The sequence below is a fragment of the bacterium genome (assembly GCA_035371905.1).
Lineage (GTDB): Bacteria > Ratteibacteria > UBA8468 > B48-G9 > JAFGKM01 > JAMWDI01.
The window spans coordinates 11904-36434 of record DAORXQ010000009.1 but is presented as its reverse complement, the minus strand read 5'-3'; the positions used below and the strand labels follow the sequence as shown (position 1 = coordinate 36434).

Here is a 24531-nt window from a genome sequence, read left to right as displayed (position 1 = left end):
CATTAAAAATGAATTGAATTAAATTAAACTCTTTTTCTTTTTCAAAATCTACTTCAATATACTGGGGCATCTTTTTTTCCGATATCCATACATTTGTCCATTTTTCAGGTCTTGATACACCACTTATTATATTTTCTCCATCAAATGGATAAATCTCAGGTTCAATCTCAAAATATATATTTCTTCTTGACCAGTCAAATCTCCAATTTTTTCCAGGTTTTGAAACAAGACACAGACCAGGCAGAGTTTCATTGGTTGTTTTTAAACAAACATTTTCATTTTTTTCAAAATAAAACCAATATATCCCTTTTTCAAACCGATTATTTATTTCAATAAGTATTTCTTCATCTCCTTTTTTAACCTTTACTTCCTTATATAAAATATCCTTTTGAGAAGTGAAATCCCATATGTCATAAGAACTCCTTAAATGAAATTTTAAAATAGCATCTTCTTCAATTCTGCATTTTAATTTAATTTTTTTAACTTTGCCCTTAAGGGGGATTTTTTCTCCCATCGGTATATCAAGTTTTATTTCTCCATCAAATTTTTCAAATTTTAAACTTTTTGTTGAGGAAACAGAAATTTTTGAGTTAAGACATAAATCATTTTTATCCTCATTTTTAATTTCCGGGATGAAACAACCTTCTCTCAATAAAATCTGCTGCAATTCTTTATAATATCCTTTCTCATAAATTTCTCTTGGTGAAAAATTGTATTTTTTACATAAATAAACACCTGTTCCTGCTGCTTGACCTAAAATGGCACATGTTCCCATCAATCTTGTAGTTCCCAGAGCAACATGAGTCACACTTATATTTCTTCCCGCAAAGAAGAGATTTTTAATATTTTTTGAATAAATGCATCTATAAGGAATCTGATAAACATAAACAAATCTTTTATCTTTCTCTTCAATATGTTTTTCCTTTTCTATTGTGTGGGTTGGTTCTGGTGGTTTGTCTTCTGCAAGTATTCCACCCGGGGTATGTAAATCAATATACCATCCTCCATAAGCAATTGCATCTTCAAATTTCTTTCTCTGTTTTATATCATTTTCATTTAAAATATAATCACCCATAAATCTTCTTGATTCTCTTTTTCCTGGCACCATACACACCCACTCAAGAATAAAATTTTCAAATCCATGGTCTTCTGCATTTTTCATATGGTCCCATACACCAAAAACATACGCAAGAAGTTTATGTTTTATCTCTTCATTATCATAAATTGTATCAAATGGATAACCAATTTCTATCCACCAGTATCCTGGTTTATAAGTATGTGCTCTTGTTTTGAGTGTTATATCATCCTTTTCAAATTTAATCGCCCATGAAGGTGGTGTATATTTAACAGGTCTTCCTGTATCTCTCACAAGGAAAAGTAAAGAATTTCCCATTATCCCCATATCTTCTTTTTCAGGAGCAAGTTCTTCTCCAAACTCATATTTACTCTCCCTTCCCATTCTGAATTCTGCTCCTGAAGTAAAACCAACAACTCCATCTCCTGTCGCATCAATAAAATAATCACCATAAATAATAAATTCTTTTTCGCTTCCAAGTTGAACACAGTAGACACCTTCAATTATATCCTTTGACTTCATAATTGCCTTACGAACAGAAGTATTCAAATACATTTCAACACCTTCATTCCTCAAAAACTCATATAAAACAATATCAAGAATTCCATTACTCCATGTTGTACGATGATACTCAAAATTTCTCTTTCTCTCTTCAAGAAATATTTCGGATATAATACCTGTTTCCCTTGCCCATGAATTAAAAGAACAGGCACCCCCAATATTAACTCTTATTTCAGAACTTGCGTTTCCTCCAAAAACAGGCCTATCCTGAATTATACAGGTAGAAAGTCCAAGTCGTTTTCCAGCAATAGCAGCACAAACTCCAGCAAGCCCACCTCCACATACCACAAGTTCATATTTTTTATCCATATGTTTCTCCTTTGTTAATCTTGGAATTCCTTATAATCAAGTATAACTATTTTTTTTATTCTGGACAAATATTGTCTCACTTTCTATAGTATGAAATTATAATTTATCTTTTCTGTTCAGGTCAAAATTCATGTTTTTTTGAAAAAATTTTTTTAAGCATTTTTGGATGGAAGACAACTATTATAAGACCTCCTACTATATTTCCAAGAGTCACAGGTATTAGATTTTTCCATATTGAATAAAATTCACGAATAAAACTACCTTTTACCATAAGACCAACTGGAAGGAAATACATATTTGCAATTGAGTGTTCATAACCGCAGGCAACAAATGTCATAATGGGGAAATAAATACCGAAGATTTTCCCTGTAACTGTAATAGAGGAAATACACATTATAACTGCAAGGCATACCAGCATATTACAGAGAATTCCTCTTGAAAATGCTTCTGTAAAACTCAAATTTATTTTTGTTTCTGCTACTTTTACAGCAAGTTCTCCAATAGATGTTAAACCTGTTGAAGAATTACCACAAAGACCTGTTTTCAAAAATATATGCTAAGAATATAGACCCTAAAAAATTCCCCAGATAAACAATCAACCAGTTTCTTAAAAGTTTTAAAAAATTATATTTTCTTTCAAAAAGTCCTATTGTCATTAAAAGATTTCCAGTAAAAAGTTCGGCACCCGGGATTAAAACAAGCATAAGTCCAACACTGAAAACACTTCCTGCAAGAAATTTAGTAAATCTAGGGTCAAGAGTTCCACCACTCATAATTGTTAATGCACATTGAGCACCAAAACCAATATATATACCTGCAAAGATTCCAAAAAAGAAAAGTTCAAAGATGTTTCCTTCTGCTTTTTTAATCCCTATTTTTACAAGTTTTTCAGATATTTCTTTTGGTTCTAAAAATAGATTTTCCATATATTATTCCCCTATTATTTTTATTAAAACTCTTTTTTTTCTCTGTCCATCAAATTCACCATAAAAAATCTGTTCCCATGGACCTAAATCAAGTTTTCCATCTGTAATTGCAATAACAACTTCTCTTCCCATTATTGTTCTTTTTAAATGAGCGTCTGCATTTGTTTCACCTGTCAGATTATGTCTGTATTTTGAAACTGGCTGGTGTGGTGCAAGTTTTTCAAGAAAGTCAAGAAAGTCAGAATGCAACCCCCTTTCATCATCATTTATAAAAACACTTGCGGTTATATGCATTGCATTTACAACACATAATCCTTCTTTAATTCCGCTTTTTCTGACTGTTTCTTCAACTTTTTCTGTTATATTTATAAACTCAACTTTCTTTTCTGTGCAGAACCAGATGTATTCAGTATAACTTTTCATTACTTTTATTTTACTATCTCTTTTCTTTTTTTCAATATCTGTTTACTTTTTGAAACTTAAAGGTATAATTAAAAATGGAGGACGTTACTGCGTATATAAATTGGTTTTTTAGACCCATGCCCAAGGGTGCTAACCCTTTGCAGAACGTCCTCCATATTATTTTTCTATTTCTGCTTTTTGAGTATTTATTTTTCTTATTATTTCCGGGTTGAATTTTGGTTTTCTTGAATATGTGTAAAGTCCATTAACTTCCTGTTCTACATCATAAAGTTGAGTATAGCAGAAACCACATATTTTAGGATGATTTAAAAGTATTTCAGTAAGTTTTCTGTATCTTTCAATAAAGTCATTTTCTGTTTTTGGTCTTTCTCCATATCCCCATCCATTCTTTTTTCCTTCAACATCCCACCATATCCCTCCATATTCACTTACCCAGTATGGCTGTCCTTTATAAGGAGCATCAAATTGTGGAAAATTCTGCCAGATAGTATCATTTTTTTTAAATGGCTCAAAATCTTTTTTAAACTCTTCTGGATTCTGTTTATAGTTGTGGCAGTCATAAATATCTGTTTCAACATGAACATATCCAGAAGTATCTATAACAGGTCTTGTTTTATCAATATTTTTCGTAATCCTATATAAAGTTCTTACAAGTTCGTTATCCTGAGATGGACTTGTTTCATTCAAAGGACACCAACCGATTATTGAAGGATGATTGAAATCTCTTTCAATTTTTTCTATCCATTCCTTTACAAAAATTCCAAAACATTCATGATTAATTCCATTTTTTATTCCCCAGTTCGGATACTCTCCCCATATAAGATATCCAAGTTTATCAGCCCAGTATAAGAATATTGGTTCAAAAATTTTCTGATGTAATCTTGCTCCATTAAATCCCATATCCTTTGCTATTTTTATATCATTTATAATTGAGTTTTCATCAGGTGCTGTATAGATTCCATCAGGATAATACCCCTGGTCAAGAACCATCCTCATAAAAATCGGTTTTTTATTAAGAAAAATTTTTTTATCTCTTATCTCAATCTTTCTGAAACCAAAATATGAACATACCTCATCCTCTTTTTTACCATCTGAATAAAGAGAGAATCTGACATCATAAAGAAAAGGATTTTCAAAACTCCATGGTATAAAATCTTTAATATCTGTCTCTAAAAAAATGAATTTGCTTCCATACGCCTCTTTTTCCACAGATTTTTCATTTTCAGCATATACTTCAACCTTCAAATTACCCATTCCTTCAATTTCAACTAAAAATAAAACTCTTCCTGTATCATAATCAGGATAAATTCTAAAATTTTTAATATAGTTCTTACCTGTACCTTCAAGATAAACTGTCTGCCATATTCCAGTTACTCTTGTGTAATGACATCCATAGGAGTTATACTTTTGGGACTGTTTTCCACAGGGTTGTAAAAAATTTCTGTTGTCATCATAGGCATTGACAACAAGAATATTTTCACTTTTTAAAAATTCTGTTATTTCAAATCTAAAAGGAGTATACCCACCTATATGGGTTCCAATTTTTTCTCCATTTATCCAAACATTTGTAAGAAAATCAACCGCACCAAAATTTAAAAATATCCTTTTATTTCTCCAGTTTTCAGGGATTGCAATTTTTCTTTTATACCATACAGATACCATAAAGTCCTTGTTTTCAATTCCTGAAAGTTTACTTTCAGGAGGAAAAGGAACAATTATTTTTTCTTTAAATTTTTTTTCAGGTAGATAATATTTTTTCTCAATACCTGTATTTGATAGGTCTATTTCAAAATCCCAACTTCCATTTAAATTTATCCATTCTTTTCTTTTAAAATCCGGTCTTGGATGTTCTTCTCTCGGTATCATTTAGTCCTCCTTCTTTGCCTTAAAAAATAATATCTCTTTTCAATTTTCTGTCAAAAACTTTTTTATTAATTTCAGAAGAAAGAAATTTTACATTCATTTAAAAAAGTTTATAATAAAACAAAAAGGAAAAAGATGAAAATTGGAATTGCTTCAGACCATGCAGGTTTTGAATTGAAAAATTATTTAATTGAGAATTTGAAAAAAGAAGGTTGTGAAGTTGTTGATTATGGACCTGAAGTAAAAAAAGTTGTTGATTATCCTGATTATGCTGAAAAGGTTGCAAAATCTATCCTGAATAAAGAAATTGAATATGGAATTTTGATATGTGGAACAGGAATAGGTATGGATATAGTTGCTAATAAATTTAAAGGTATAAGGGCAGCAAGATGTTGTTCAATATATGATGCAATTTTAGCAAGGCAGCACAATAATGCAAATATATTAACTCTTGGAGGAAGATTGATAGGGAAAGAACTTGCATTTGAAATTGCAAAAACATTCATATCAACTCCATTTACAAAAGGAAGACACCTGAAAAGAGTGAATAAAATTAAAAGAATTGAAAATGAAAATTTTTGTTGAAAACTTTCCTTACATAAATCCAGAAAAATTCTATCTTTTTATCTGTGAATATCCTTTCAGTTTTTTTATGGAAGTTAACTGGAATAAAATTGAAAAATATACAATCTGTGGTTTTTCTCCCTTTTTAATTTTTAGAAGCAAAAAAAGAAATATTGAAATAAAAAGATATAATCAGATAAAAAGGTTGAAAAATGACCCAATTTCTGAACTTCAGAAGATTTTTGATTCTTATAAATTAAGTTCAGAGTATTTTTTTCTACCGGGTGGTTTTGGATTTTTATCTTATGACCTTGGATGGCAGATAGAAGATTTGCCTGATATATCAGAAGATGATTTAAATTTGCCTGATATTTTTATATGTTTTTATGAGATGATTTTGGTTTTTGACAATTACAGAAAAAAGGCAATTTTAATTTCATCAAATTTGGAAAAAGACAGGCATTTCAATAAGAAATTTGTACAGATAAAGAAATTCTTGAAAAAAAATATTGAAAAAGCAAAAAATTTAAGAAATGAAAATCCGGAGTTCAAAATAGAAAAATTGAGTCAAAATATGAGTTTTTCAAGATATATTTCCTCAATTGAAAAAATAAAAAATTATATTAAGGAAGGAGATGTTTACCAGATAAATTTTTCACATAGATTTGAAGTAAAAGGAGAATTTAGACCATATCCTTTATTTTTAAAACTAAAAAAGATAAATCCTGCTCCTTATTCTGCTTATTTTAATTTTGATGATTTTATTTTGATTTCAAATTCCCCTGAATTATTTTTAAAAAAACAGGGAAGAGAAATTGTAACAAAACCGATGAAAGGAACAAGAAGAAGATTGAATGATAAAAAATTAGATGAAAAAATTAAGAATGATTTACTTGAAAGTAAAAAGGATAGAGCAGAACTTATTATGATAGTAGACCTTGAAAGAAATGATTTTGGAAAAATCTGTGAATATGGAAGTGTTAAAGTAAAAAAACTTATAAATCTTGAAAAATATAAAACAGTTTATCAAACAACTTCAACAATAGAAGGTAAATTAAGAAAAGATGTAAATCTTGAAAAAATTATAAAAGCGATTTTTCCTGGGGGTTCTATTACAGGTGCTCCCAAAAAAAGAGCAATGGAAATTATAGAAGAACTTGAACCAACAAAAAGAAGTTTTTATACAGGGTCTTCCGGATACTTTGGTTTTAATGAAAATTTACAACTAAATATTCTTATAAGGACTTTACTTTTGAAAAATAATAAAATTTATTATCCCTGCGGAGGAGGAATTGTCTGGGATAGTATACCTGAAAAAGAATATGAGGAAACAATAGTAAAGGCAAGAAATTTATTTTTAACAATAGGGATAAAGGAAGATGAAATCAGAGATTTTGTTATTTAATGGGAAAAGAATAGAGAATGAAGATTTAAATTTTAATGACTTAAGAAGGGGATTTTTATATGGAGATGGGATTTTTGAGACATTAATTTCTATAAATAAAAAAATTTTCAGATTTGACCAGCACTGGGAGAGAATGAAAAAAGGAGCATTTATATGTAATTTGAGAATGCCTGATAAAAAAAGGATAAAAAAAATATTATCAGATAATCTGGAAGATGGTTTTTACTATATAAGATTGAACCTGTGGCGTAAAAGACCAGATATATTTTCTCCTCTGAAAAAAAAGGATTCTAATTTTTTAATAATTATAAAAAAATTTAGACCATATCCGGAGAGATTTTATAAAGAGGGAATAAAATGTACTATAAGCAAAGAAATAAGAAGAAATGAAAAATCTGTATTATCAAAAATAAAATCAATAAATTTTCTTGAAAATGTGATATTAAAAATAGAGGCAGAGAAAGAAAAATGTGATGATATAGTAGTTCTTGATAACGTTGGATATATTTCTGAAGGAAGTATCGCAAATATTTTTTTTGTTAAAAATGATATTATTTACACTCCTTCACTTGAATGCGGATGTCTTGAAGGGATAACAAGAAAAATTGTTTTTGAAATATGTAAAAAGGAAAAAATTAAAATAAAGGAAGGATTTTTTAAACCAGATTTTTTAAAAAATTGTGATGAAGTTTTTTTTACAAATACTTTAATGGGAATTATGCCTGTCAGAGAAATTAAAGGATATTTTAAATCAAAAAAATTTAAATATTCAGAATATTTTGGGAAATTATACTGGAAGATTTTAAAATGTGCCTTTGTCTTATCATATTTTTTCCTTTTTTTACTACCTGTTTTTATTTTCTCTACCAATTTTATCTTTTGCTGGAAAAAGTTCGTATATAACTTCAAAATTTCGTAAACTTTATTTTTTAATTTAATTTTTTTTATCTTACATCTTTTTTTCCTTTTTTCTTTTTATTTTCCAGGAGATAAGGTATAATTTCAACTAGATTTTTTTAATGAGGCAATTCGAAGATTTTACATAAAATAAAATATGCGGTAAAATTTTATATAAAAAAATTTGTGTAGTGTATTTAAGGTAACTTTAAATCATTTAGAAGAAAAGGGGTTTTATAAAATAAATTGACATAAAGTTAAAATAAAAGTATAATCATTTTCTTTAATTTTTTTAACCGGCTGGGCCGCTAGCTCACCCGGCAGAGCACCGCCCTTTTAAGGCGGGGGCAGCAGGTTCGAGTCCTGCGCGGCCTACAAACCCACATCCCCCCTCACCCCCTTTCGGAGAGCTCCCTACCCGGGGGCTCTCTTTTTTTAATAATTTCAAACATAACAAGGACTTGACAAATTTATTTTTTAGGTGTATTTTAAAATTGAAAATTCGGGGTGCCTTTATGGCTTAATAGGGAAGTGCTGTAGTCCGCCAAAATAATTGGGGGATGATCAGCCACTCCCCCGGAGCTGTGAGGGCAGACGAAAGGCGAAAAAGCCACTGTCTATAAATTTGGATGGGAAGGCTGCCGAGTAGGATGAAGCCCGAGTCAGAAGACCTGCCCCGGATATGGCGATATTTCTTTCTGCGAGGGCGGAAAGAAATGGCAAAGGAAAACGGGTGCAGCCCGCCAAAAAAAGTGGCGGGCTTTTTTATTTAGAGGAGGTGATATAAAAGGAAATAAATTGAAGAAAGATTTTGAAAAAAAGTAAAAGTTTTGAAAAATATTTAAAAAAAGGAGGGACAAATGAGAGAAAAAATTAATAAAAGAAAAGGGTTTACATTGATAGAATTGCTTGTTGTAGTTGCTATCATAGGAATTCTTTCAGCAATGCTTATGCCAGCACTTGCAAAAGCAAGGGAAAGAGCAAGACAGGCAACCTGTTTGAGTAATTTAAAACAATTAACAACTGCTTTTTTAATGTATGTTCAGGATAATGATGATTACTTCCCTCCTACCTACTATCTTACAACAACATCTGAAATTGCATGGGATTTTGCAACAGATACATGGTGGGCAACTTATAGACCAGGTATTATTGGAAGTTATTTAACAAAAGGTGTATTTGAATGCCCAACTGCAAAAAAAATAATAAAGTCATATGATAGACCATTTACAGGTTATGCTTATAATGCTTCATATATTGGAGGAGGGTATTCTGTATGGGATGGTCAGGCAACTCCACCAACAAAATTATCAAGAATAAGAAAACCATCTGAAACAGTTCTATTATGTGATAGTGCTTCATGGTCCTCTTTTACAAATGAAATAATAGGAAATAACTATTTAAGAGCACCAAATGACCCTTATTATTCATGGATTGGGCCAAATGTCCATTTCAGACATAATGGATTTGCAAATGTTGCTTTCTGCGATGGACATGTTGAAAGTTTAAGAACAAAATATAATGTGAGTTCAAAAAATTCTTCTCTTGGAGATTTATCAAAAGATGATAGTTTATATGACCTTGAATAAATGAAAAAAAAGTTATTTTTATTAATTTTTTCTTTATACTGTTTTGTTTCTGCTGAAAAAATTCCTGAAAGGATTGTTTCTCTTGGACCTGCTATTACTGAAGATATTTTTTTACTTGGCAAAGGGGATAAAATTATTGGAAATACTATATACTGCACAAGACCAGAAGAAGCAAAATACAAGGAAAAAGTGGGTAATGTAATTGATGTTAATATTGAAAAGATTTATTCATTAAAGCCTGATATAGTATTTGCAACAAACTTAACAAATCCAAAGGATGTGAAAAAATTGAGAGATTTAGGAATAAGAGTTGAAATTATAAGTTATTCTTTAAATTTCAAGCAACTTTGTAATGACTTTATAAAAATAGGGAAGATTATAGGAAAAGAAAAAGAAGCAAAAGAAATTGTGGAAAAAGTAAAAAGAGAAATAGAAGAGATTAAGAAAAAATCAAAAAGAAAAAAGCCAAAGGTACTAATTCAGGTTGGAACAAGACCATTATGGGTTGCAGGGACTGATTCTTTTGTTAATGATATAATTGAGTTTACGGGTGGAGAAAATGTTATAAAGGGAAAAGGAGGTATTTACAGTATGGAAGAGATAATAAAATTAAATCCTGAAATAATCATTATAACAACTATGGGAATAGATACAGAGGAAGAAAAGAAAAACTGGAAGAAATACAATATGATAGATGCGGTAAAAAATGATAAAATTTTTGTAGTTGATAGTGATAAGATTTGCAGTCCCACTCCATTATCTTTTGTTGAAGTTGTTAAAGAATTAAGGAGGAGGACGGGGTTCGGAAATGATTGAAATTTATACAGGAGATGGAAAAGGAAAGACAACAGCGGTAATTGGACTTGCGATAAGGGCAAGGGGCCATAATTTAAGGGTTTGTTATATATATTTCCATAAAAATCCAGAAAAATGGGGTTATGGAGAGTTTAAAATACTTGAAAAAATTGGAGTTGATATTTTTGTTTTTGCTGAAAAACATACCTGTTTTGAAAATGTGGATAGAGAAGAATTGAGGAATGAATGTTTAAAAGGGCTTGATTTTATAAGAAAAATTCTGAAAGAGAAAAAATATGATGTTGTTATATGTGATGAGATTTTGATTCCTTTAAGGGATGGATTTTTAAAGGAAGAGGAAATAATTGAAATGATGGAAGAAAAACCAGAAAATATTGAACTTGTTTTAACAGGTAGAGGGGCAACAGAAAAGATTATTGAAAAGGCAGATTATGTGAGTGAAATAAAAAAAATAAAACATCCATATGATAAGGGAATAAAAGCAAGGAAGGGGATTGAATATTGAGAAAAAAATTATTTCTCATTTTATTTTTCATTTTTTCAATTTATTTCGGGACTTTCTTTGGCTCAAAAATTTATACATTTAAGGATATTTTTAATCTTTCTGAAATTGAAAAAACAATTTTTTTAAAAATAAGAATTCCAAGAGTTATATGTGCATTTATAGTTGGTGCTGGCCTTTCAATTTCAGGTGCTGTTTTACAATCAATTCTTAAAAATCCTCTTGCTGAAAGTTATACTCTTGGAATTTCAGGTGGTGCTTCTCTTGGCATAGCAATAGGTGTAATAATGGGTAAAGTATATTCAATTCCATTTTTTGCTTTTTTGGGTGCAATTTTTTCACTATTTTTAATTATTTTACTGTCAATAATAAGAAAATTTTCAACATCATCAATAATACTTGCTGGGATTTCTTTAAATTTTATCTGTTCTTCACTTGTTTTATTTTTAATTTCAATTTCACAATATGAAAAATTCTATTCAACTGTTTTATTTTTATTTGGTGATTTATCCTCTTTTTCAGAAAAAATTTTAATTTATGCTGGTATTCTAATTTTCATTTCATTTATCTTTCTCTTCTTTTCATCAAGAGTTTATGATATTTTAAGTATAGATGAGGAAAAGGCAAAGACACTTGGAATAAATGTAAACTTTGAAAAAAATGTTGCATTTTTTATAACCTGTCTTATCTCTTCTTTATGTGTATCACTTTCTGGAATAATTGGTTTTGTTGGTTTAATCATTCCTCATATTGTAAGGGCAATTTATGGTTCAGTACATAGAAAAATAATTCCCATTTCTTTTTTAACTGGTGGCGGTTTTCTTATAATCTGCGATACTATTTCAAAATTTATAATAAGACCTGTAGAAATTCCTGTTGGTGTTATAACTGGATTTTTTGGTGGTATTTTCTTTTTATTCCTTTTATTTAAGGAAAGAAGGATATGGTAATTTATGATATTAAAAATTTGAGTTTCAGTTATGGTAAAAATAGAGTTTTGAAAGATATAAATGTTGAAATTTCAGAAGGAGAATTTGTTGGTATAGTTGGACCGAATGGAAGTGGAAAAACAACTTTTTTAAAAATATTATCAAAAATTTTACTGCCTGAAAGCGGTTTTATTTATTATAAAGGGAGGGATTTAAAAAGTATCAGAAGTATTGACTATGCAAGAGAAATTGCTTACTTACCGAGTGAAATTGAAGTTACATTTAATATCAATGTAAAGGATTTTTTGCTTCTTGGTAGATTTCCATTTACTGGTAGATTCGGTAAGGAAAAAGAGGAAATAATTGAAAAAGTTGGAGAGACATTAAATATCAAAAAATTTTTTGAAAAAGGAATCAATGAATTATCGGAAGGAGAAAAACAGAGGATTTATATTGCACAGATAATAATCCAGAATCCAAAAGTAATATTACTTGATGAACCAACGAGTCATCTTGATATTGGATACCAATTTCAGATTATGGATATTCTTAAAAGACTAAATGAAAAAGGGATTACAGTTATAAGTATTTTTCATGATTTGAATATTGCTTCCTGCTATGCCACAAAAATAATTTTATTCAAAAATGGAGAGATTTACAGAAAAGGCAATCCAGAAGAGGTCTTGACATATCAAAATATTGAAGATGTTTATAATACAAAAGTTCTTGTTTACAAAAATCCATTTACAAAAAAAATCAATGTCTTTGGGTTACCTTCATATTTACTTGAAGGAAATAGAAAAAATAATTCTGGAAATAAATAGAAGTTTCATACAAAAAATTTGACTTAAAAATTTTTTTGTGTAAAATTTATAAAACAGTTTGTGAAAAAAATTACAAATAAAATGGAAAAATTATATATAAAAGTGGATGACTGGAAGAATTTTTTAAAGGGAAAAATAAAAGAAAATAGGATTTTTGCACCTGTTGAAAATAACAATTTTTTATTTTATGAGAATCTGAATGAAGAAAATTTAGAGAAGATTGTTTATGATAAAGCAAGGGCGGTTGAACCTGTTAAAATATTTCTGTATCCAATTAAAGAGTTTGTTGTACCTGAAATAAAAAATATTGAAAAACTTGTTGTTATGGGAGTAACTTCCTGTGATTTAAGGGCTATTGATGTTCTTGATTCTGTTTTTAAAAATAGTGATTATAAAGACCCGAATTTTTCAAAAAGAAGAGAAAACATCTTAATTATAAGTTTTGACTGTAAAAATCCATATAATAGTTGTTTCTGTACACTTGTTGGAGTAAAGCCATATCCTGAAAAAAACTTTGATTTAAATTTGAGTAAAATTGAAAATGGCTTTATTGTTGAAATTGGAAGTGAAAAAGGTAAGGAATTTATAGGAAAAGATACAAGATTTTATCAGGTAAATGAGTCACAGATAAAACAATTGGAAGAAGATAGGAAAAAAGTAGAAGAAAAGATAAATGAAATAAACAGAGAATTTGATATTAAAAATTTTGAGAATTTAAAAGGAATGTATCATACAGAATACTGGCAAAAACCAAATGATATAAAAAATTGTGTTTCTTGTGGCAGTTGTAATTTTAACTGTCCGACATGTGTTTGTTTTTTACTTGAGGATACAAGTACAGATGGTAATTTTAAAAAAGTTAAGGTCTGGGATGCCTGTCTTTTTCCCGGATATGCAAGAATGGCTTCAGGAGTAAGTCCAAGACCAACTTTGTTTGATAGATATGCAAATAGATTGTTATGTAAATACTGGTATATGAAGGAAAATTTTGGAATTATTGGATGTACCGGTTGTGGAAGGTGTATAAGTGGATGTATAGGGAAAATTGATAAAAGAAGGGTTCTGACAGAGGTTTTAAAGGAGAAAGTAAAGGTTTAAAGATGGAAAAAAATATATATGAACCGGTTAAATGTGAAGTAATTGATAATATAAAGGAATCACCTACAATAAATACTGTTGTTTTAAAACCAGAAAGAGAATTTTCTTTTCTTGCAGGGCAATTTGCTTCTTTAACAGTTCCGGGAATTGGAGAAGCACCATTTACACCTTCTTCTTCTCCATTTGATAAAGAAAAACTTGAATTTACAGTTATGAAGACAGGAAGGGTTACAGAAAAAATACACCAGTTAAAAAAAGGAGATATAGTTGGAGTTAGAGGTCCTTATGGAAAACCATATCCACTTGAAAAATTTAAAGGTAAAGAAGTTTTACTTGTTGGTGGTGGTGTTGGTCTTGCTCCTATAAGGGCATTATTTCTTGCTCTTGTTGAAACATATAAGGATTATAAAAAGATAGTTTTTTGCTGTGGAGCAAGGACTCCACAGGATTATATATATAAAGAACTAATTTTTGATAAATGGCAGAAGTTATGCGAAAAAATACCTCTCTGTTTCAGAATTACAGTTGACAAGAAAGATGAGAACTGGAAATATATGGAAGGAGTCGTTACAAAAACACTTGAAAATCTTGATATGGATATAAAAAATGGGGTGGCTGTTGTTTGCGGTCCACCAATAATGATGAAGTTTACAACATTGAAATTACTTGAAATTGGATTTGCACCTGAAAATATTTATTTATCAATGGAAAGAAAAATGTATTGTGCAGTCGGTCATTGCAGACACTGTATGATAGGTGATTTATTTGTATGTAAAGATGGGCCTGTTTTTACATATGATGTATTGAAGGATAAACCGGAGATATGGGCATGAAAAAGTTATTTATTGATTATGACAAGTGTCTTGAATGTGAGAAATGTGATGTAAAATGTAGTTATTTTTTACATCCTGAAAATAATGGAATTACTCCTTTAAGAGAAGAGATTGCTTTTTTACTTGCATGTAGAAGATGTGAAGACCATCCATGTATAAATTCATGTCCAACAGAAGCACTTAAAAGAGAAGAAGGAATTAACAAAAGGAGCAGATTTTTATGTATTTCCTGTAAAAGTTGTATGCTTGCCTGTCCTTTTGGAACAATTTTACCTGATATTATTCCATATATTACAGTGAAATGTGATTTGTGTACTGGAAGATTAAAAGAAGACGAAATACCTTTATGTGTTAAAACAGCAAAATGTGAAGCAATTAAATTTATTGATGAGAAAGAGGTTGAAGGACAGGAAGATATTTATAAAATAGGAGAAAATCTGATTGTTAAGTGTTTCAGTTATATTGAAAAATATGGATTGAAAAAATGAGTGGAATTTATTATTTGGGTTATTTTATTTTATCTTTCATTAGTTTAAGTATAACTGGACTTTTTGTTTCATGGATAGATAGAAAACTTACAGCAAGAATTCAGTGGAGAGTTGGACCTCCATGGTATCAGAATTTTGCTGATCTTATAAAACTTTCAGGAAAAGAGGTCTTAATACCTGAAGGAGGTAATAAATTTATCTTTGTTTTTTCTCCAATTCTTTCTGTCATTGCCTCAACTTTATGTGGAACAATACTCTTTCTTGTTCTTAAAAAAAATTTTGGATTTGGAGGAGATTTGATTTTATTTGTTTATTTACTGACAATCCCTTCTCTTTCTATAATTCTTGGTGGAAGTTCATCAGGAAATGTCCTTGCATCTGTTGGTATAAGTAGGGAATTAAAATTACTTCTATCTTATGAACTTCCTTTTATATGTGGAATAATAATACCTGCTTTAAAGGCAAACTCAACTACTTCACTTGTAGAAATAATTAAGTATCAACAGATAAATGGAAGTAATATTTTGTCTCTATCAGGGATTATTGGTTTTATTATTATTTTAATTGCTTCAACTGGAAAACTTGGTGTTGTTCCATTTGACCTTGCTGAAGCAGAAACAGAGATTGCAGGAGGTGCTTTAATTGAATATTCTGGAATTTTACTTGGATTTTATAAACTTTCAAAGGCAATTTTATTTGTTGTTGTTCCTTTATTTATAGTCATTCTTTATCTTGGTGGAACTATAATAACAGGTTTTGGAAGTTTTTTAATTTTTGTAGTTAAATATTTAGTTGTGCTTGTACTTATAACATTGATAAGAAATACAAATCCAAGATTGAGAATAGACCAGACATTGAGATTTTTCTGGGGATGGTTAACTCTTATAGGAATTCTGGGTATACTGATTTCATTAAGTGGAGTTTAATATGAACTTAAAACTTAAAGCATTGAAGAAAAGTTTGTGGGTTTATCATGTGAGTGGAGGAAGTTGTAACAATTGTGATATTGAAATTCTTGACCTTTTAACTCCGAGATTTGATGTTGAAAGGTTTGGGATTATACTCGCTGCTTCTCCAAGACATGCTGATGTTTTATTATGTACTGGAATTGTGAATAAAAAATGTGTTGAAAGGATTAAGGAAGTTTACGAGCAGACACCAAAACCATGTGTTGTTGTTGCAATTGGTGCTTGTGCATGCTCAGGTGGGATTTTTAGGGATGGGTACCAGATGGCAGGTCCTTTAAATAAAATTATTCCAGTTGATGTTTATATCCCAGGATGTCCACCAAAACCAGAGGCAATAATAGCAGGAATAGTTAAATTTTTGAAGGAGTTGAAATGATAGAAAAATTGAAAGAAAGATTAGGAGAAAGGATTAAAGAGATAAAGGTTCATAATGAAAGAAGAATCTATTTGACTATTGACAAAAAAGATTTGAAAGAAGTTGCAAATATAATTTTTAATGAAATGAAAGCAAGATATCAGATAGTAACAGGTATTGAAAATTTTGATAGTTTTGAAATTCTGTACCATTTTTCTTTTGATAGAGAAGGTGGAGTGATTGTTTCTTTAAAAGTATTCCTTGAAAAAGAAAAGCCTGAAATTGAAAGTTTGACAGATGTTATACCTGGGATTTCATATATAGAAAGAGAAATATGGGAATTGCTTGGAATAAATTTTCTTGGGCATCCAAATTTAAAACATTTTTTATTAAGAGAGGACTGGCAAGAAAATTTATACCCATTGAGGAAAGGAGTAAAAACAGATGGCAGAGAATAAAAAGGTTTTAGTTCCAATTGGTCCATATCATCCACTTTTAGAAGAGCCAGAATATTTTCAACTTTATTGTGATGGAGAAGAGGTTGTTGATGCTGAATGGATTGCTGGATATAACCATAGAGGAATTGAAAAACTTTCTGAATCAAAACACTGGGACCAAGTAACTTTCCTTGTTGAAAGAATATGTGGAATATGCTCAACTTCTCATCCTATTGCTTATTGTAATGCTGTTGAGGACCTACTTGGAATTGAAATACCTGAAAGGGCAAAATATATAAGGAATATAATTGGTGAACTTGAAAGAATTCATAGTCATCTACTTTGGGTAGGACTTGCAGGCCATTTTCTTGGATATAATACTGTTTTTATGTGGGCATGGAAATACAGAGAAGGAATACTTGATATGTTTGAAATGATAACTGGAAATAGAAATCACTATGCAATGTTAAGAATTGGAGGTGTAAGAAGAGATATAGAGGATAGCGATATACCTATACTTAAAAAAACATTATCAGATGTTAAAGGGAAAATTCAGATGTTAACAGAAGCAGTTCTTGACGACCCTGTTCTTGGAGCAAGATTAAAAGGGGTAGGTGTTTTAACAAAAGAAGATATTAAAAATTATGGTGCTGTTGGACCTGTTGCAAGGGCTTCTGGTGTTGATATAGATGTAAGAAAAGATGACCCTTATGCAGCATATAATCTTGTTGAATGGAAAGTAATAACAACAAATAATGGAGATGTTTTTGATAAGGCAGTTGTTAGATTACTTGAATGTTTTGAAAGTATAAAGATAATAGAACAGTCACTTGATGCAATTTATGGGAAAAAAGGTCAAATATGGAAAGAAGTAAGAGAAATACCAAAAGGAGAAGGGATAGGTCATCATGAAGCACCAAGAGGAGAGGTCTTTCATTATATAAGGAGTGATGGTAATACTTCAAGTCCTGTAAGACATAAAATAAGGGCACCAAGTTATGTAAATATTCCAACATTTAAAGCAAGTTGTATTGGTGAGACAATTTCAGATGTTTGTATAATTCTTGCAGGTGTTGACCCATGTTATTGCTGTACAGAAAGGATTGCAGTATATGATAAGGAGAAAAATAAAAAGATTTATAGTTTTGAGGACTTGGTAAAAAAATCAATTGAAAAGACAGAAAAAATAAGAAAAGAAATTGGTAAAGAGGAAAAATTATGGAAAAAATTGTTTTAAGTATTTTTTCTGTTGGTTTCATATCTGGAATCTTATGCAGAATAATTCCTTCAAGGATAAAATATTTGAAAGAGATAATAAGTGGTTTGGTGTCTTTACTATTCCTTTCTTTTTCTATTTTGCTTTTTAAAGGGTCTCCTTATTATATCACAGAAATATTTTTAATAGACCCTCTCTCTATTTTCATCTCTATTTTTATCTCTCTCTTTACATTACTTGTCCTTATTTATAGTTTTTCTTATCTTGAAAATTTTGAAAACTCAAATAGATATTATGCTTATATTTTATGGACACTTTCTTCCTCAATAGGTGCTATCTTTTCAAATAATTTAGTCCTTTTTTCTGTTTTTTGGGGATTTCTTGCAATTACACTTTATTTAATTTTGAGTATATTTGGACAAGAAAATGCATATTCTGCAAAAAAGACAATGATAATAGTTGGTGGTAGTGATTCATTTTTGATTTTTGGTATATGTGGTTTAATTTATCTTACAGGAAAATATACAATAACAGATATGAATATTTTTATAGCAAGTGGACTTGAAATTGGTATTTTCTTTTCTTTAATTTGTGCTTCATTTGCAAAGGCAGGCTGTATGCCTTTTCATACATGGATTCCTGAAATAGCAGAAAATACACCATCTCCAATCCTTGCATATTTACCTGCTTCACTTGATAAACTCCTTGGTATTTATCTTTTTTCAAGGATTTTACTTAATATTTTTGAATATAGTAATGATTTACATTCTGGTTTATGGTTTATTTTAAGATTGATTGGCTCTTTAACAATTGTGTGTGCTGTTTTAATGGCAATAGTTCAACATAATATGAAAAAACTTTTATCTTATCATGCTATAAGTCAGGTTGGCTATATGGTCCTTGGAATTGCATCAACAAATCCAGCAGGAATTATTGGAGGTCTTTTCCACATGCTAAATAATTCAATTTATAAATCACTTTTGTTTTTTGGTGCAGGTAATGTTGAAAAGAAAACAAAGGAAGTTGAACTTGAAAAACTCGGTGGATTAAGTAGGTTTATGCCAATTACATTTATAACATTTTTAATTGGTTCATTATCAATAAGTGGTGTTCCTCCTTTTAATGGTTTCTTCTCTAAATATTTAATCTATCAAGGACTTTTTGAAGGAGCAAAGACAGGGGATTTCTCTTGGAATATTTGGATTATCTGTGGTATGATAGGTTCTGCACTAACTCTTGCAAGTTTCTTAAAGATTGTCCATTCTGTATTTCTTGGACATATAAAAGAATATAAAGAAAAAATTGAAGAGGTAGGATTTCTAATGTTATTACCTGTAATTGTTCTTTCTTTACTATGTATTTTATTTGGTTTTGGATTTCTCTATCCTGTAAAAATTTTTGAAAATTCAATAGGTATATTCATTGAGAAAGGTTATGATTATTTATTGCCAACTTTAACTTTAATTTTTATTTCTTTAATTTTTGGCTTAATAATCTTTTTAATATTTTTACCTTCAAGGAAAAGAACTGTTTCAACATTTATTGGTGGAGAGAAAAAATTGAAAGAAATGGAGATGAGTGGAACAGAATTTTATAAAACAATTGAAAAGCAACCATTCTTAACAAAGATGTATGAAGGTGCAAAGAAAAAAATATTTGACTTATATGAAGATGGAAAAAGGATTGTATTTTATCTTGGAGAAGGAATAAGAGCAACACATACAGGTGTTTTGCCAACTTATTTGACATGGATTTTAATTGGTTGTATTGTTTTATTTGTATTATTTATTAAATTTTAAGGAGTTTATATGGTAGAAATTATTGTTGGAATTTTGCTTGTTTTTATGATAATTGGAAGTATTATATGTCTTGAAACAAAAGATTTACTTTCTGCAATTATAGCAATTGTTCCGGTTGGTTATTTTTCAGGTATTATATTTCTTTTACTTGGAGCACCTGATATAGCAATAACACAAATGGTTGTTGAGGTTTTATCATTAATAATTTTAATAAGAGCAACCATCAGAAGGGATTTAACAACAATTGAGGAAGAAAGGGATTTCTTTGGACTTATAACAACTTTTGCTTTTATATTTGTTTTCTTTATATTTGCTATGGAAGCATTAAGATATTTGCCTTCCTTTGGGACACCTTCTTTTACTTTAAACCCTGATGCACCTTCAAATAGATATCTTTTAAATGGACTTAAAGAAACAGGAGCGGGTAATATTGTAAATGGTATAATTTTTGATTACAGGGGATATGATACACTTGGTGAAGCAACAATTTTATTTACTTCAATACTTGGAGCACTTGCAATTTTAAGGGTATATGCAAGAAAAAGGAGTAAGGATGAATAATGGAGAAAAAGGAATGAGTTTAATAGTTAAGACAGTTACAAGATGGATTAAGGGTTTTATATTTTTATTTGGTGCATATATTGTTGTTTTTGGTCATTTAAGTCCTGGTGGTGGTTTTCCCGGTGGAGTTGTTTTTGCTGCAACATTTATATTGATTACACTTGCTTTTGGAAGAGAATATGCTTTAAGAAAAATTGGTAAAGTTCTTGCTTCTGAACTTGATAGTTTGGGTGCAATTTTGTTTTTATTGATAGCAACTTTAGGTATTTATTTTACAGGTGTATTCTTTTCAAACTTCATAGAAAAATATCATCCTACAGGAAATTTCAAACTTTTTTCTGCAGGGATTATACCTTTATGTAATTTAAGCATAGGATTAAAGGTTGGTGCATGTTTGTTTATGATATTTATAATTCTTTCGGTTGTAAGGGTTATTTTTGAAGATGGTAAAGGAAAACTTATAACAACTGAAAAAAGGGATAAAAAATGATTTACTATTTATGCTTTGTTTTGTTTTTAATAGGTCTTTATGGTGTCTGTTGTAAAAAGAATGTTGTAAAAATTATCCTTGGTCTATGGGTTATGGAATATTCGGTTAATCTATTTTTAATCCTTATTGGTTATAGAAAAAATGGAATACCACCAATTTTGCAACCTAATACAAATATAGTTGAGTTTTCACAAAAAGCAGTTGACCCATTACCACAGGCAATGGTTTTAACAAGTATAGTCATAGGTCTTGGTATTCTTGCTTTAATGGTTTCTATTGCAATTAGATTATACCAAAGGTATGGAACTTTTGATATAACAGAAATGAGAAAATTAAAAGGATAGGAAAATGGTGAATTTACCTTTATTTATAGTTATACCTTTTGGAGTTGCATTCTTTATCCCTATGGTTTCAAGGAAGATTAAGTGGGTTCCAGATGTCCTTGGTAATTTAACAACATTTATTTTATTACTTTTATCTTTAATGACACTTAATCAGGAATATGTTTATCATATAGGAGGATGGAAAGCACCTTTCGGAATAGTTCTTGTTCTTGATGGACTTTCCTGTTTGCTTCTTATAATCATAAACTTAATCTCTTTTATGGCTACTTTATTTTCAATTAACTATATTGAAAAAAGGTTCACTTCAAAATTAAGATATTATTCTTTGTTTCTTCTTATGGTTGGTGGAATGAATGGAACGGTTCTTTCTGGAGACCTATTTAATTTATTTGTATTTATGGAGATTGCCTCTATTGCCTCATATGCCCTTGTTGGTTTCGGATGTCAAGCAAGTGAACTTGAGGCAAGTTTTAAATATCTTGTAATGGGAACAGTTTCTGGTTTATTTGTTTTATATGGAGTTGCACTTTTATATGGAAAGACAGGTACATTAAATATTGCTGATGTTGCAAGAATTTTAAGAGATATACCTTATGATAATTTAATTGGATTTGCCTTTGTTTTAATAATTTCTGGATTTATGATTAAGTCAGCACTTGTTCCTTTTCATGCTTGGCTTCCAGATGCACATCCTTCTGCTCCTGCTCCCATAAGTTCAATGCTATCTGGTGTAGTTATTAAGGCACTCGGTGTTTATGTAATCTGCCGGCTTATATTTAATCTTTTTGGATTTACTCCTTTATTAAGTCAGATCTTAGTTTCTCTTGGTGTTATTTCAATGATTGTTGGTGTATGTCTTGCTTTATTACAATGGGATTTAAAGCGACTATTGGCATACCATTCAATAAGCCAGATTGGTTATGTATTTGTTGGAATTGGACTCGGAACACCACTTGGAATTCTTGGAGGGATTTTCCATTTATTTAACCATTCTTTATTTAAATCACTTTTATTTCTTGATTCAGGAAGCATAGAGTATGAAACAGGAACAAGGGATTTAAATAAAATGGGACTTCTTTATAAAAAAATGCCTATAACTTCTTTTTCTACACTTGTTGCTTCTCTCTCAATTTCAGGAATCCCTCCTTTTAATGGTTTTTGGAGTAAACTTATAATTATCCTTGCAGCAATAAAAGCAGGTAGACCTGTAATTGCTTTATGGGCTGTAATAGGAAGTATTTTAACATTATCTTCATTTACAAAAGTTTTAAGATATGCAATTTATGGAAAGGGAGAAAAATTTGACAAAAGTAAACTTGAAAAAATAAAAGAGGTTCCTGATACCATGATTGTTCCTTTGATAATTCTTTCAATTTTATGTATTTTTACAGGACTTCTTTTAATAGGAATGACAGATGGAATTTTTGGTCCTGTTATTGATGTCTTTGATGGAGGTGTTTTACAATATATAAGTAAAGTACTGGGAGTATAATATGAAAAAGGGTATATTAGGAATTTTACTTTTTATTGCATGGATATTTTTAACATGGCCTTTTAAATATGGGATTGATTGGCAGGTTATTTTAGCAGGAATTTTAATCTCTATTTTGGTTGGTATGATTTTTGGAGAGGGATTTACTGAAAGTCCACATAAGTTCTTTGATATAAAAAGGTATTTATGGGCAATTGGTTATATTCCTGTTTTAATATTCTGGTGTATTGTTGCAAATTTTGATGTTGCTTATAGGGTTCTACATCCAAATTTACCAATAAGACCAGGAATTGTTAAAGTAAAAACAAGATTGAAAAATAAAAGTGCTTTAACACTTCTTGCAAATTCAATAACTTTAACACCAGGAACGATGAGTGTTGAAATTGACCCTGATGGTTTTTTATATATTCACTGGATAAATGTAAAAACAGATGATATTGAAAAGGCAACTGAAATTATTGTAAGAAAATTTGAAAAAATAATAGAAAGGATATTTGAATGATTACTCTTTTGATTACTTTGCTTTTATTCTGTTGTTTTATGTGTCTTTATAGAATCTCAAGGGGTCCAACTCCTGCTGATAGGGTTGTTGGAATTGATATTCTTGGTATAATTGTTGTAAACTTCTGCGCAATAGTTTCATTTATGACAAAGATTGATTTTTATATGAATATTGCTTTATCATGGGCTTTATTGAGTTTTATAGGAACACTTGCTGTAAGTAAATTTTTAAGTGGTAAAGGATTTGATGAGTGAGGTAAAAAATGAGAGAAATTATAAGTTTAATTTTTATGTTTATAGGAGGGTTATTTAATCTTTTTGGTTGCATAGGACTTGTTCGTTTTCCTGATATTTATAATAGATTACAAGCATCAACAAAATGTGTAACTCTTGGAACATGTATGATTTTACTTGGTGTTATTGTAAGTGGTCCTTTAGATATTTCTTTAAAAGGATTTTTGTGTGCTATCTTTATTTTAATAACTGGACCAACTGCTGCTCATGCTTTATCAAATGCTAGTATAAAGGCAGGAATAAAATTATGGGAGAAAAGTGTTGTGAATAAAATGGAGGAAAAGGAATGAAAAAACCAAAAATAAGGGAATTAAAAGAGGCAATAACAAGTTTAATTTCAAAGCCATATACAACAGAATTTCCATACAAAGAGCATAAACCATTTCCAAGATTTAGGGGAAAACCAAAATATAATGAGGAAAAATGTGTTGGATGTGGAGGTTGCTATCAAGTATGTCCTTCAAAAGCAATTGATATGATAGATGATATTGAAAATAAAAAAAGAATTTTAATTCATAATCCTGATAGATGTATTTTCTGTGGAGAATGTGAGAGAAATTGTATAACAAAGGAAGGTATAAAACTTACAAATCAATTTGATGTTTCATATTTAAAAGATGTAAATGAGGTTCAGAATAAAATTGAGCATGATTTAGTCATCTGTGTCACCTGTGGAGAAATTATAGGAACTGAAAAACATATAAGGCATATTTACAGTAAACTTGGTAATCTTGCATTCAGCCAGCCAGTCATAATAACAGAGTTGATTAAAAAGTTAAAAATACCAACTGAATATGAAGAAAAATTTGTACCTCCTATAAATAGACAGGATGTTTTAAAAGTAGTTTGTCCGAGATGTAGAAGAATTGCCTTTATAAAAGATGAAGTAAAAGGCCCTGTCAAAAAGTAAGTCCTTCAACAATTCCCACCAGCCACCTCGTAGGTGTCCAAAAGGTAATTAATATATTTTTG

The 24531-nt window shown here is 29.8% G+C and carries 29 protein-coding genes, 1 tRNA gene and 1 riboswitch; of the genes, 25 read left to right on the top strand and 5 right to left on the bottom strand.

The genetic code is table 11. From position 1 onward, the window contains the following. From PKV21_01965 to PKV21_01945, 5 genes are all read right to left on the bottom strand, one after another. A partial coding sequence (locus tag PKV21_01965; GenBank protein HOM26255.1) for an FAD-dependent oxidoreductase occupies nucleotides 1–1945 on the bottom strand: 1945 nt, incomplete at its 3' end. 121 nt (nucleotides 1946–2066) lie between these two features. Next, entirely contained in the window at nucleotides 2067–2492 is a 426-nt protein-coding gene (locus tag PKV21_01960) for a formate/nitrite transporter family protein (GenBank protein ID HOM26254.1), read from the bottom strand. Further along, nucleotides 2470–2871: a formate/nitrite transporter family protein gene (locus tag PKV21_01955; protein ID HOM26253.1), complete on the bottom strand. Its 402-nt coding sequence runs from the start codon at nucleotides 2869–2871 to the stop codon at nucleotides 2470–2472. Before PKV21_01955 ends, PKV21_01960 begins: the two co-directional genes overlap by 23 nt. Nucleotides 2872–2874: 3 nt before the next feature. Beyond that, a complete protein-coding gene (locus PKV21_01950; protein HOM26252.1) occupies nucleotides 2875–3294 on the bottom strand; it encodes a secondary thiamine-phosphate synthase enzyme YjbQ in 420 nt (139 codons plus the stop codon). Between the two features lie 156 nt (nucleotides 3295–3450). Then, on the bottom strand, nucleotides 3451–5160 hold the full coding sequence (locus tag PKV21_01945) for a glycoside hydrolase family 2 TIM barrel-domain containing protein (protein HOM26251.1): 1710 nt from the start codon (nucleotides 5158–5160) through the stop codon (nucleotides 3451–3453). A 132-nt stretch (nucleotides 5161–5292) separates the two neighbouring features. On the opposite strand from PKV21_01945, the gene rpiB reads away from it, so the two are divergent. From rpiB to PKV21_01820, 25 genes are all read left to right on the top strand, one after another. After that, nucleotides 5293–5742 (top strand): ribose 5-phosphate isomerase B, encoded by a 450-nt coding sequence (gene rpiB, locus PKV21_01940; GenBank protein ID HOM26250.1) that lies wholly within the window; start codon nucleotides 5293–5295, stop codon nucleotides 5740–5742. Then, nucleotides 5726–7126 (top strand): aminodeoxychorismate synthase component I, encoded by a 1401-nt coding sequence (gene pabB / locus PKV21_01935; protein HOM26249.1) that lies wholly within the window; start codon nucleotides 5726–5728, stop codon nucleotides 7124–7126. Before rpiB ends, pabB begins: the two co-directional genes overlap by 17 nt. Continuing rightward, nucleotides 7101–8045: an aminotransferase class IV gene (locus PKV21_01930; protein HOM26248.1), complete on the top strand. Its 945-nt coding sequence runs from the start codon at nucleotides 7101–7103 to the stop codon at nucleotides 8043–8045. The genes pabB and PKV21_01930 overlap by 26 nt, the downstream gene beginning before the upstream one ends. A gap of 280 nt (nucleotides 8046–8325) precedes the next feature. After that, nucleotides 8326–8398: transfer RNA gene (locus PKV21_01925), tRNA-Lys, on the top strand. A gap of 113 nt (nucleotides 8399–8511) precedes the next feature. Continuing rightward, nucleotides 8512–8717, top strand: a riboswitch (cobalamin riboswitch). Nucleotides 8718–8883: 166 nt separating this feature from the next. Next, complete coding sequence (locus tag PKV21_01920) at nucleotides 8884–9612, top strand: prepilin-type N-terminal cleavage/methylation domain-containing protein (GenBank protein HOM26247.1); 729 nt, start codon at nucleotides 8884–8886, stop codon at nucleotides 9610–9612. After that, the gene (locus PKV21_01915) at nucleotides 9613–10428 is read left to right on the top strand and encodes a helical backbone metal receptor (GenBank protein HOM26246.1); all 816 of its coding nucleotides are present in this window, start codon (nucleotides 9613–9615) and stop codon (nucleotides 10426–10428) included. It abuts the gene before it with no gap. Continuing rightward, the gene (locus PKV21_01910; GenBank protein ID HOM26245.1) at nucleotides 10421–10933 is read left to right on the top strand and encodes a cob(I)yrinic acid a,c-diamide adenosyltransferase; all 513 of its coding nucleotides are present in this window, start codon (nucleotides 10421–10423) and stop codon (nucleotides 10931–10933) included. Before PKV21_01915 ends, PKV21_01910 begins: the two co-directional genes overlap by 8 nt. Beyond that, nucleotides 10930–11880: an iron ABC transporter permease gene (locus PKV21_01905; protein HOM26244.1), complete on the top strand. Its 951-nt coding sequence runs from the start codon at nucleotides 10930–10932 to the stop codon at nucleotides 11878–11880. Before PKV21_01910 ends, PKV21_01905 begins: the two co-directional genes overlap by 4 nt. After that, nucleotides 11874–12683 (top strand): ABC transporter ATP-binding protein, encoded by an 810-nt coding sequence (locus tag PKV21_01900; GenBank protein ID HOM26243.1) that lies wholly within the window; start codon nucleotides 11874–11876, stop codon nucleotides 12681–12683. Before PKV21_01905 ends, PKV21_01900 begins: the two co-directional genes overlap by 7 nt. Before the next feature lie 81 nt (nucleotides 12684–12764). After that, nucleotides 12765–13781 (top strand): 4Fe-4S dicluster domain-containing protein, encoded by a 1017-nt coding sequence (locus tag PKV21_01895; protein HOM26242.1) that lies wholly within the window; start codon nucleotides 12765–12767, stop codon nucleotides 13779–13781. 2 nt (nucleotides 13782–13783) lie between these two features. Beyond that, a complete protein-coding gene (locus PKV21_01890; GenBank protein ID HOM26241.1) occupies nucleotides 13784–14614 on the top strand; it encodes an FAD/NAD(P)-binding protein in 831 nt (276 codons plus the stop codon). Beyond that, entirely contained in the window at nucleotides 14611–15102 is a 492-nt protein-coding gene (locus PKV21_01885) for a 4Fe-4S binding protein (protein HOM26240.1), read from the top strand. The genes PKV21_01890 and PKV21_01885 overlap by 4 nt, the downstream gene beginning before the upstream one ends. Beyond that, nucleotides 15099–16028 (top strand): NADH-quinone oxidoreductase subunit H, encoded by a 930-nt coding sequence (locus PKV21_01880; protein HOM26239.1) that lies wholly within the window; start codon nucleotides 15099–15101, stop codon nucleotides 16026–16028. Before PKV21_01885 ends, PKV21_01880 begins: the two co-directional genes overlap by 4 nt. A gap of 1 nt (nucleotide 16029) precedes the next feature. Beyond that, nucleotides 16030–16446: an NADH-quinone oxidoreductase subunit B family protein gene (locus tag PKV21_01875; protein HOM26238.1), complete on the top strand. Its 417-nt coding sequence runs from the start codon at nucleotides 16030–16032 to the stop codon at nucleotides 16444–16446. After that, on the top strand, nucleotides 16443–16883 hold the full coding sequence (locus tag PKV21_01870; protein HOM26237.1) for an NADH-quinone oxidoreductase subunit C: 441 nt from the start codon (nucleotides 16443–16445) through the stop codon (nucleotides 16881–16883). Before PKV21_01875 ends, PKV21_01870 begins: the two co-directional genes overlap by 4 nt. Beyond that, complete coding sequence (locus PKV21_01865) at nucleotides 16870–18099, top strand: nickel-dependent hydrogenase large subunit (protein ID HOM26236.1); 1230 nt, start codon at nucleotides 16870–16872, stop codon at nucleotides 18097–18099. Before PKV21_01870 ends, PKV21_01865 begins: the two co-directional genes overlap by 14 nt. Then, nucleotides 18081–19877: a proton-conducting transporter membrane subunit gene (locus tag PKV21_01860; GenBank protein HOM26235.1), complete on the top strand. Its 1797-nt coding sequence runs from the start codon at nucleotides 18081–18083 to the stop codon at nucleotides 19875–19877. Before PKV21_01865 ends, PKV21_01860 begins: the two co-directional genes overlap by 19 nt. Before the next feature lie 9 nt (nucleotides 19878–19886). Next, nucleotides 19887–20438 (top strand): DUF4040 domain-containing protein, encoded by a 552-nt coding sequence (locus PKV21_01855; GenBank protein ID HOM26234.1) that lies wholly within the window; start codon nucleotides 19887–19889, stop codon nucleotides 20436–20438. Continuing rightward, on the top strand, nucleotides 20431–20928 hold the full coding sequence (locus tag PKV21_01850; protein ID HOM26233.1) for an MnhB domain-containing protein: 498 nt from the start codon (nucleotides 20431–20433) through the stop codon (nucleotides 20926–20928). The genes PKV21_01855 and PKV21_01850 overlap by 8 nt, the downstream gene beginning before the upstream one ends. Then, the gene (locus tag PKV21_01845) at nucleotides 20925–21272 is read left to right on the top strand and encodes a sodium:proton antiporter (protein ID HOM26232.1); all 348 of its coding nucleotides are present in this window, start codon (nucleotides 20925–20927) and stop codon (nucleotides 21270–21272) included. Before PKV21_01850 ends, PKV21_01845 begins: the two co-directional genes overlap by 4 nt. Nucleotides 21273–21276: 4 nt before the next feature. After that, nucleotides 21277–22764 (top strand): proton-conducting transporter membrane subunit, encoded by a 1488-nt coding sequence (locus tag PKV21_01840; protein ID HOM26231.1) that lies wholly within the window; start codon nucleotides 21277–21279, stop codon nucleotides 22762–22764. 1 nt (nucleotide 22765) lies between these two features. Next, the gene (locus PKV21_01835; GenBank protein ID HOM26230.1) at nucleotides 22766–23266 is read left to right on the top strand and encodes a Na+/H+ antiporter subunit E; all 501 of its coding nucleotides are present in this window, start codon (nucleotides 22766–22768) and stop codon (nucleotides 23264–23266) included. Next, nucleotides 23263–23520 (top strand): cation:proton antiporter, encoded by a 258-nt coding sequence (locus tag PKV21_01830; GenBank protein ID HOM26229.1) that lies wholly within the window; start codon nucleotides 23263–23265, stop codon nucleotides 23518–23520. Before PKV21_01835 ends, PKV21_01830 begins: the two co-directional genes overlap by 4 nt. 8 nt (nucleotides 23521–23528) lie before the next feature. Then, nucleotides 23529–23849 (top strand): monovalent cation/H(+) antiporter subunit G, encoded by a 321-nt coding sequence (gene mnhG, locus PKV21_01825; GenBank protein ID HOM26228.1) that lies wholly within the window; start codon nucleotides 23529–23531, stop codon nucleotides 23847–23849. After that, a complete protein-coding gene (locus PKV21_01820) occupies nucleotides 23846–24469 on the top strand; it encodes a 4Fe-4S binding protein (protein ID HOM26227.1) in 624 nt (207 codons plus the stop codon). Before mnhG ends, PKV21_01820 begins: the two co-directional genes overlap by 4 nt. Nucleotides 24470–24531 lie beyond the last annotated feature (62 nt).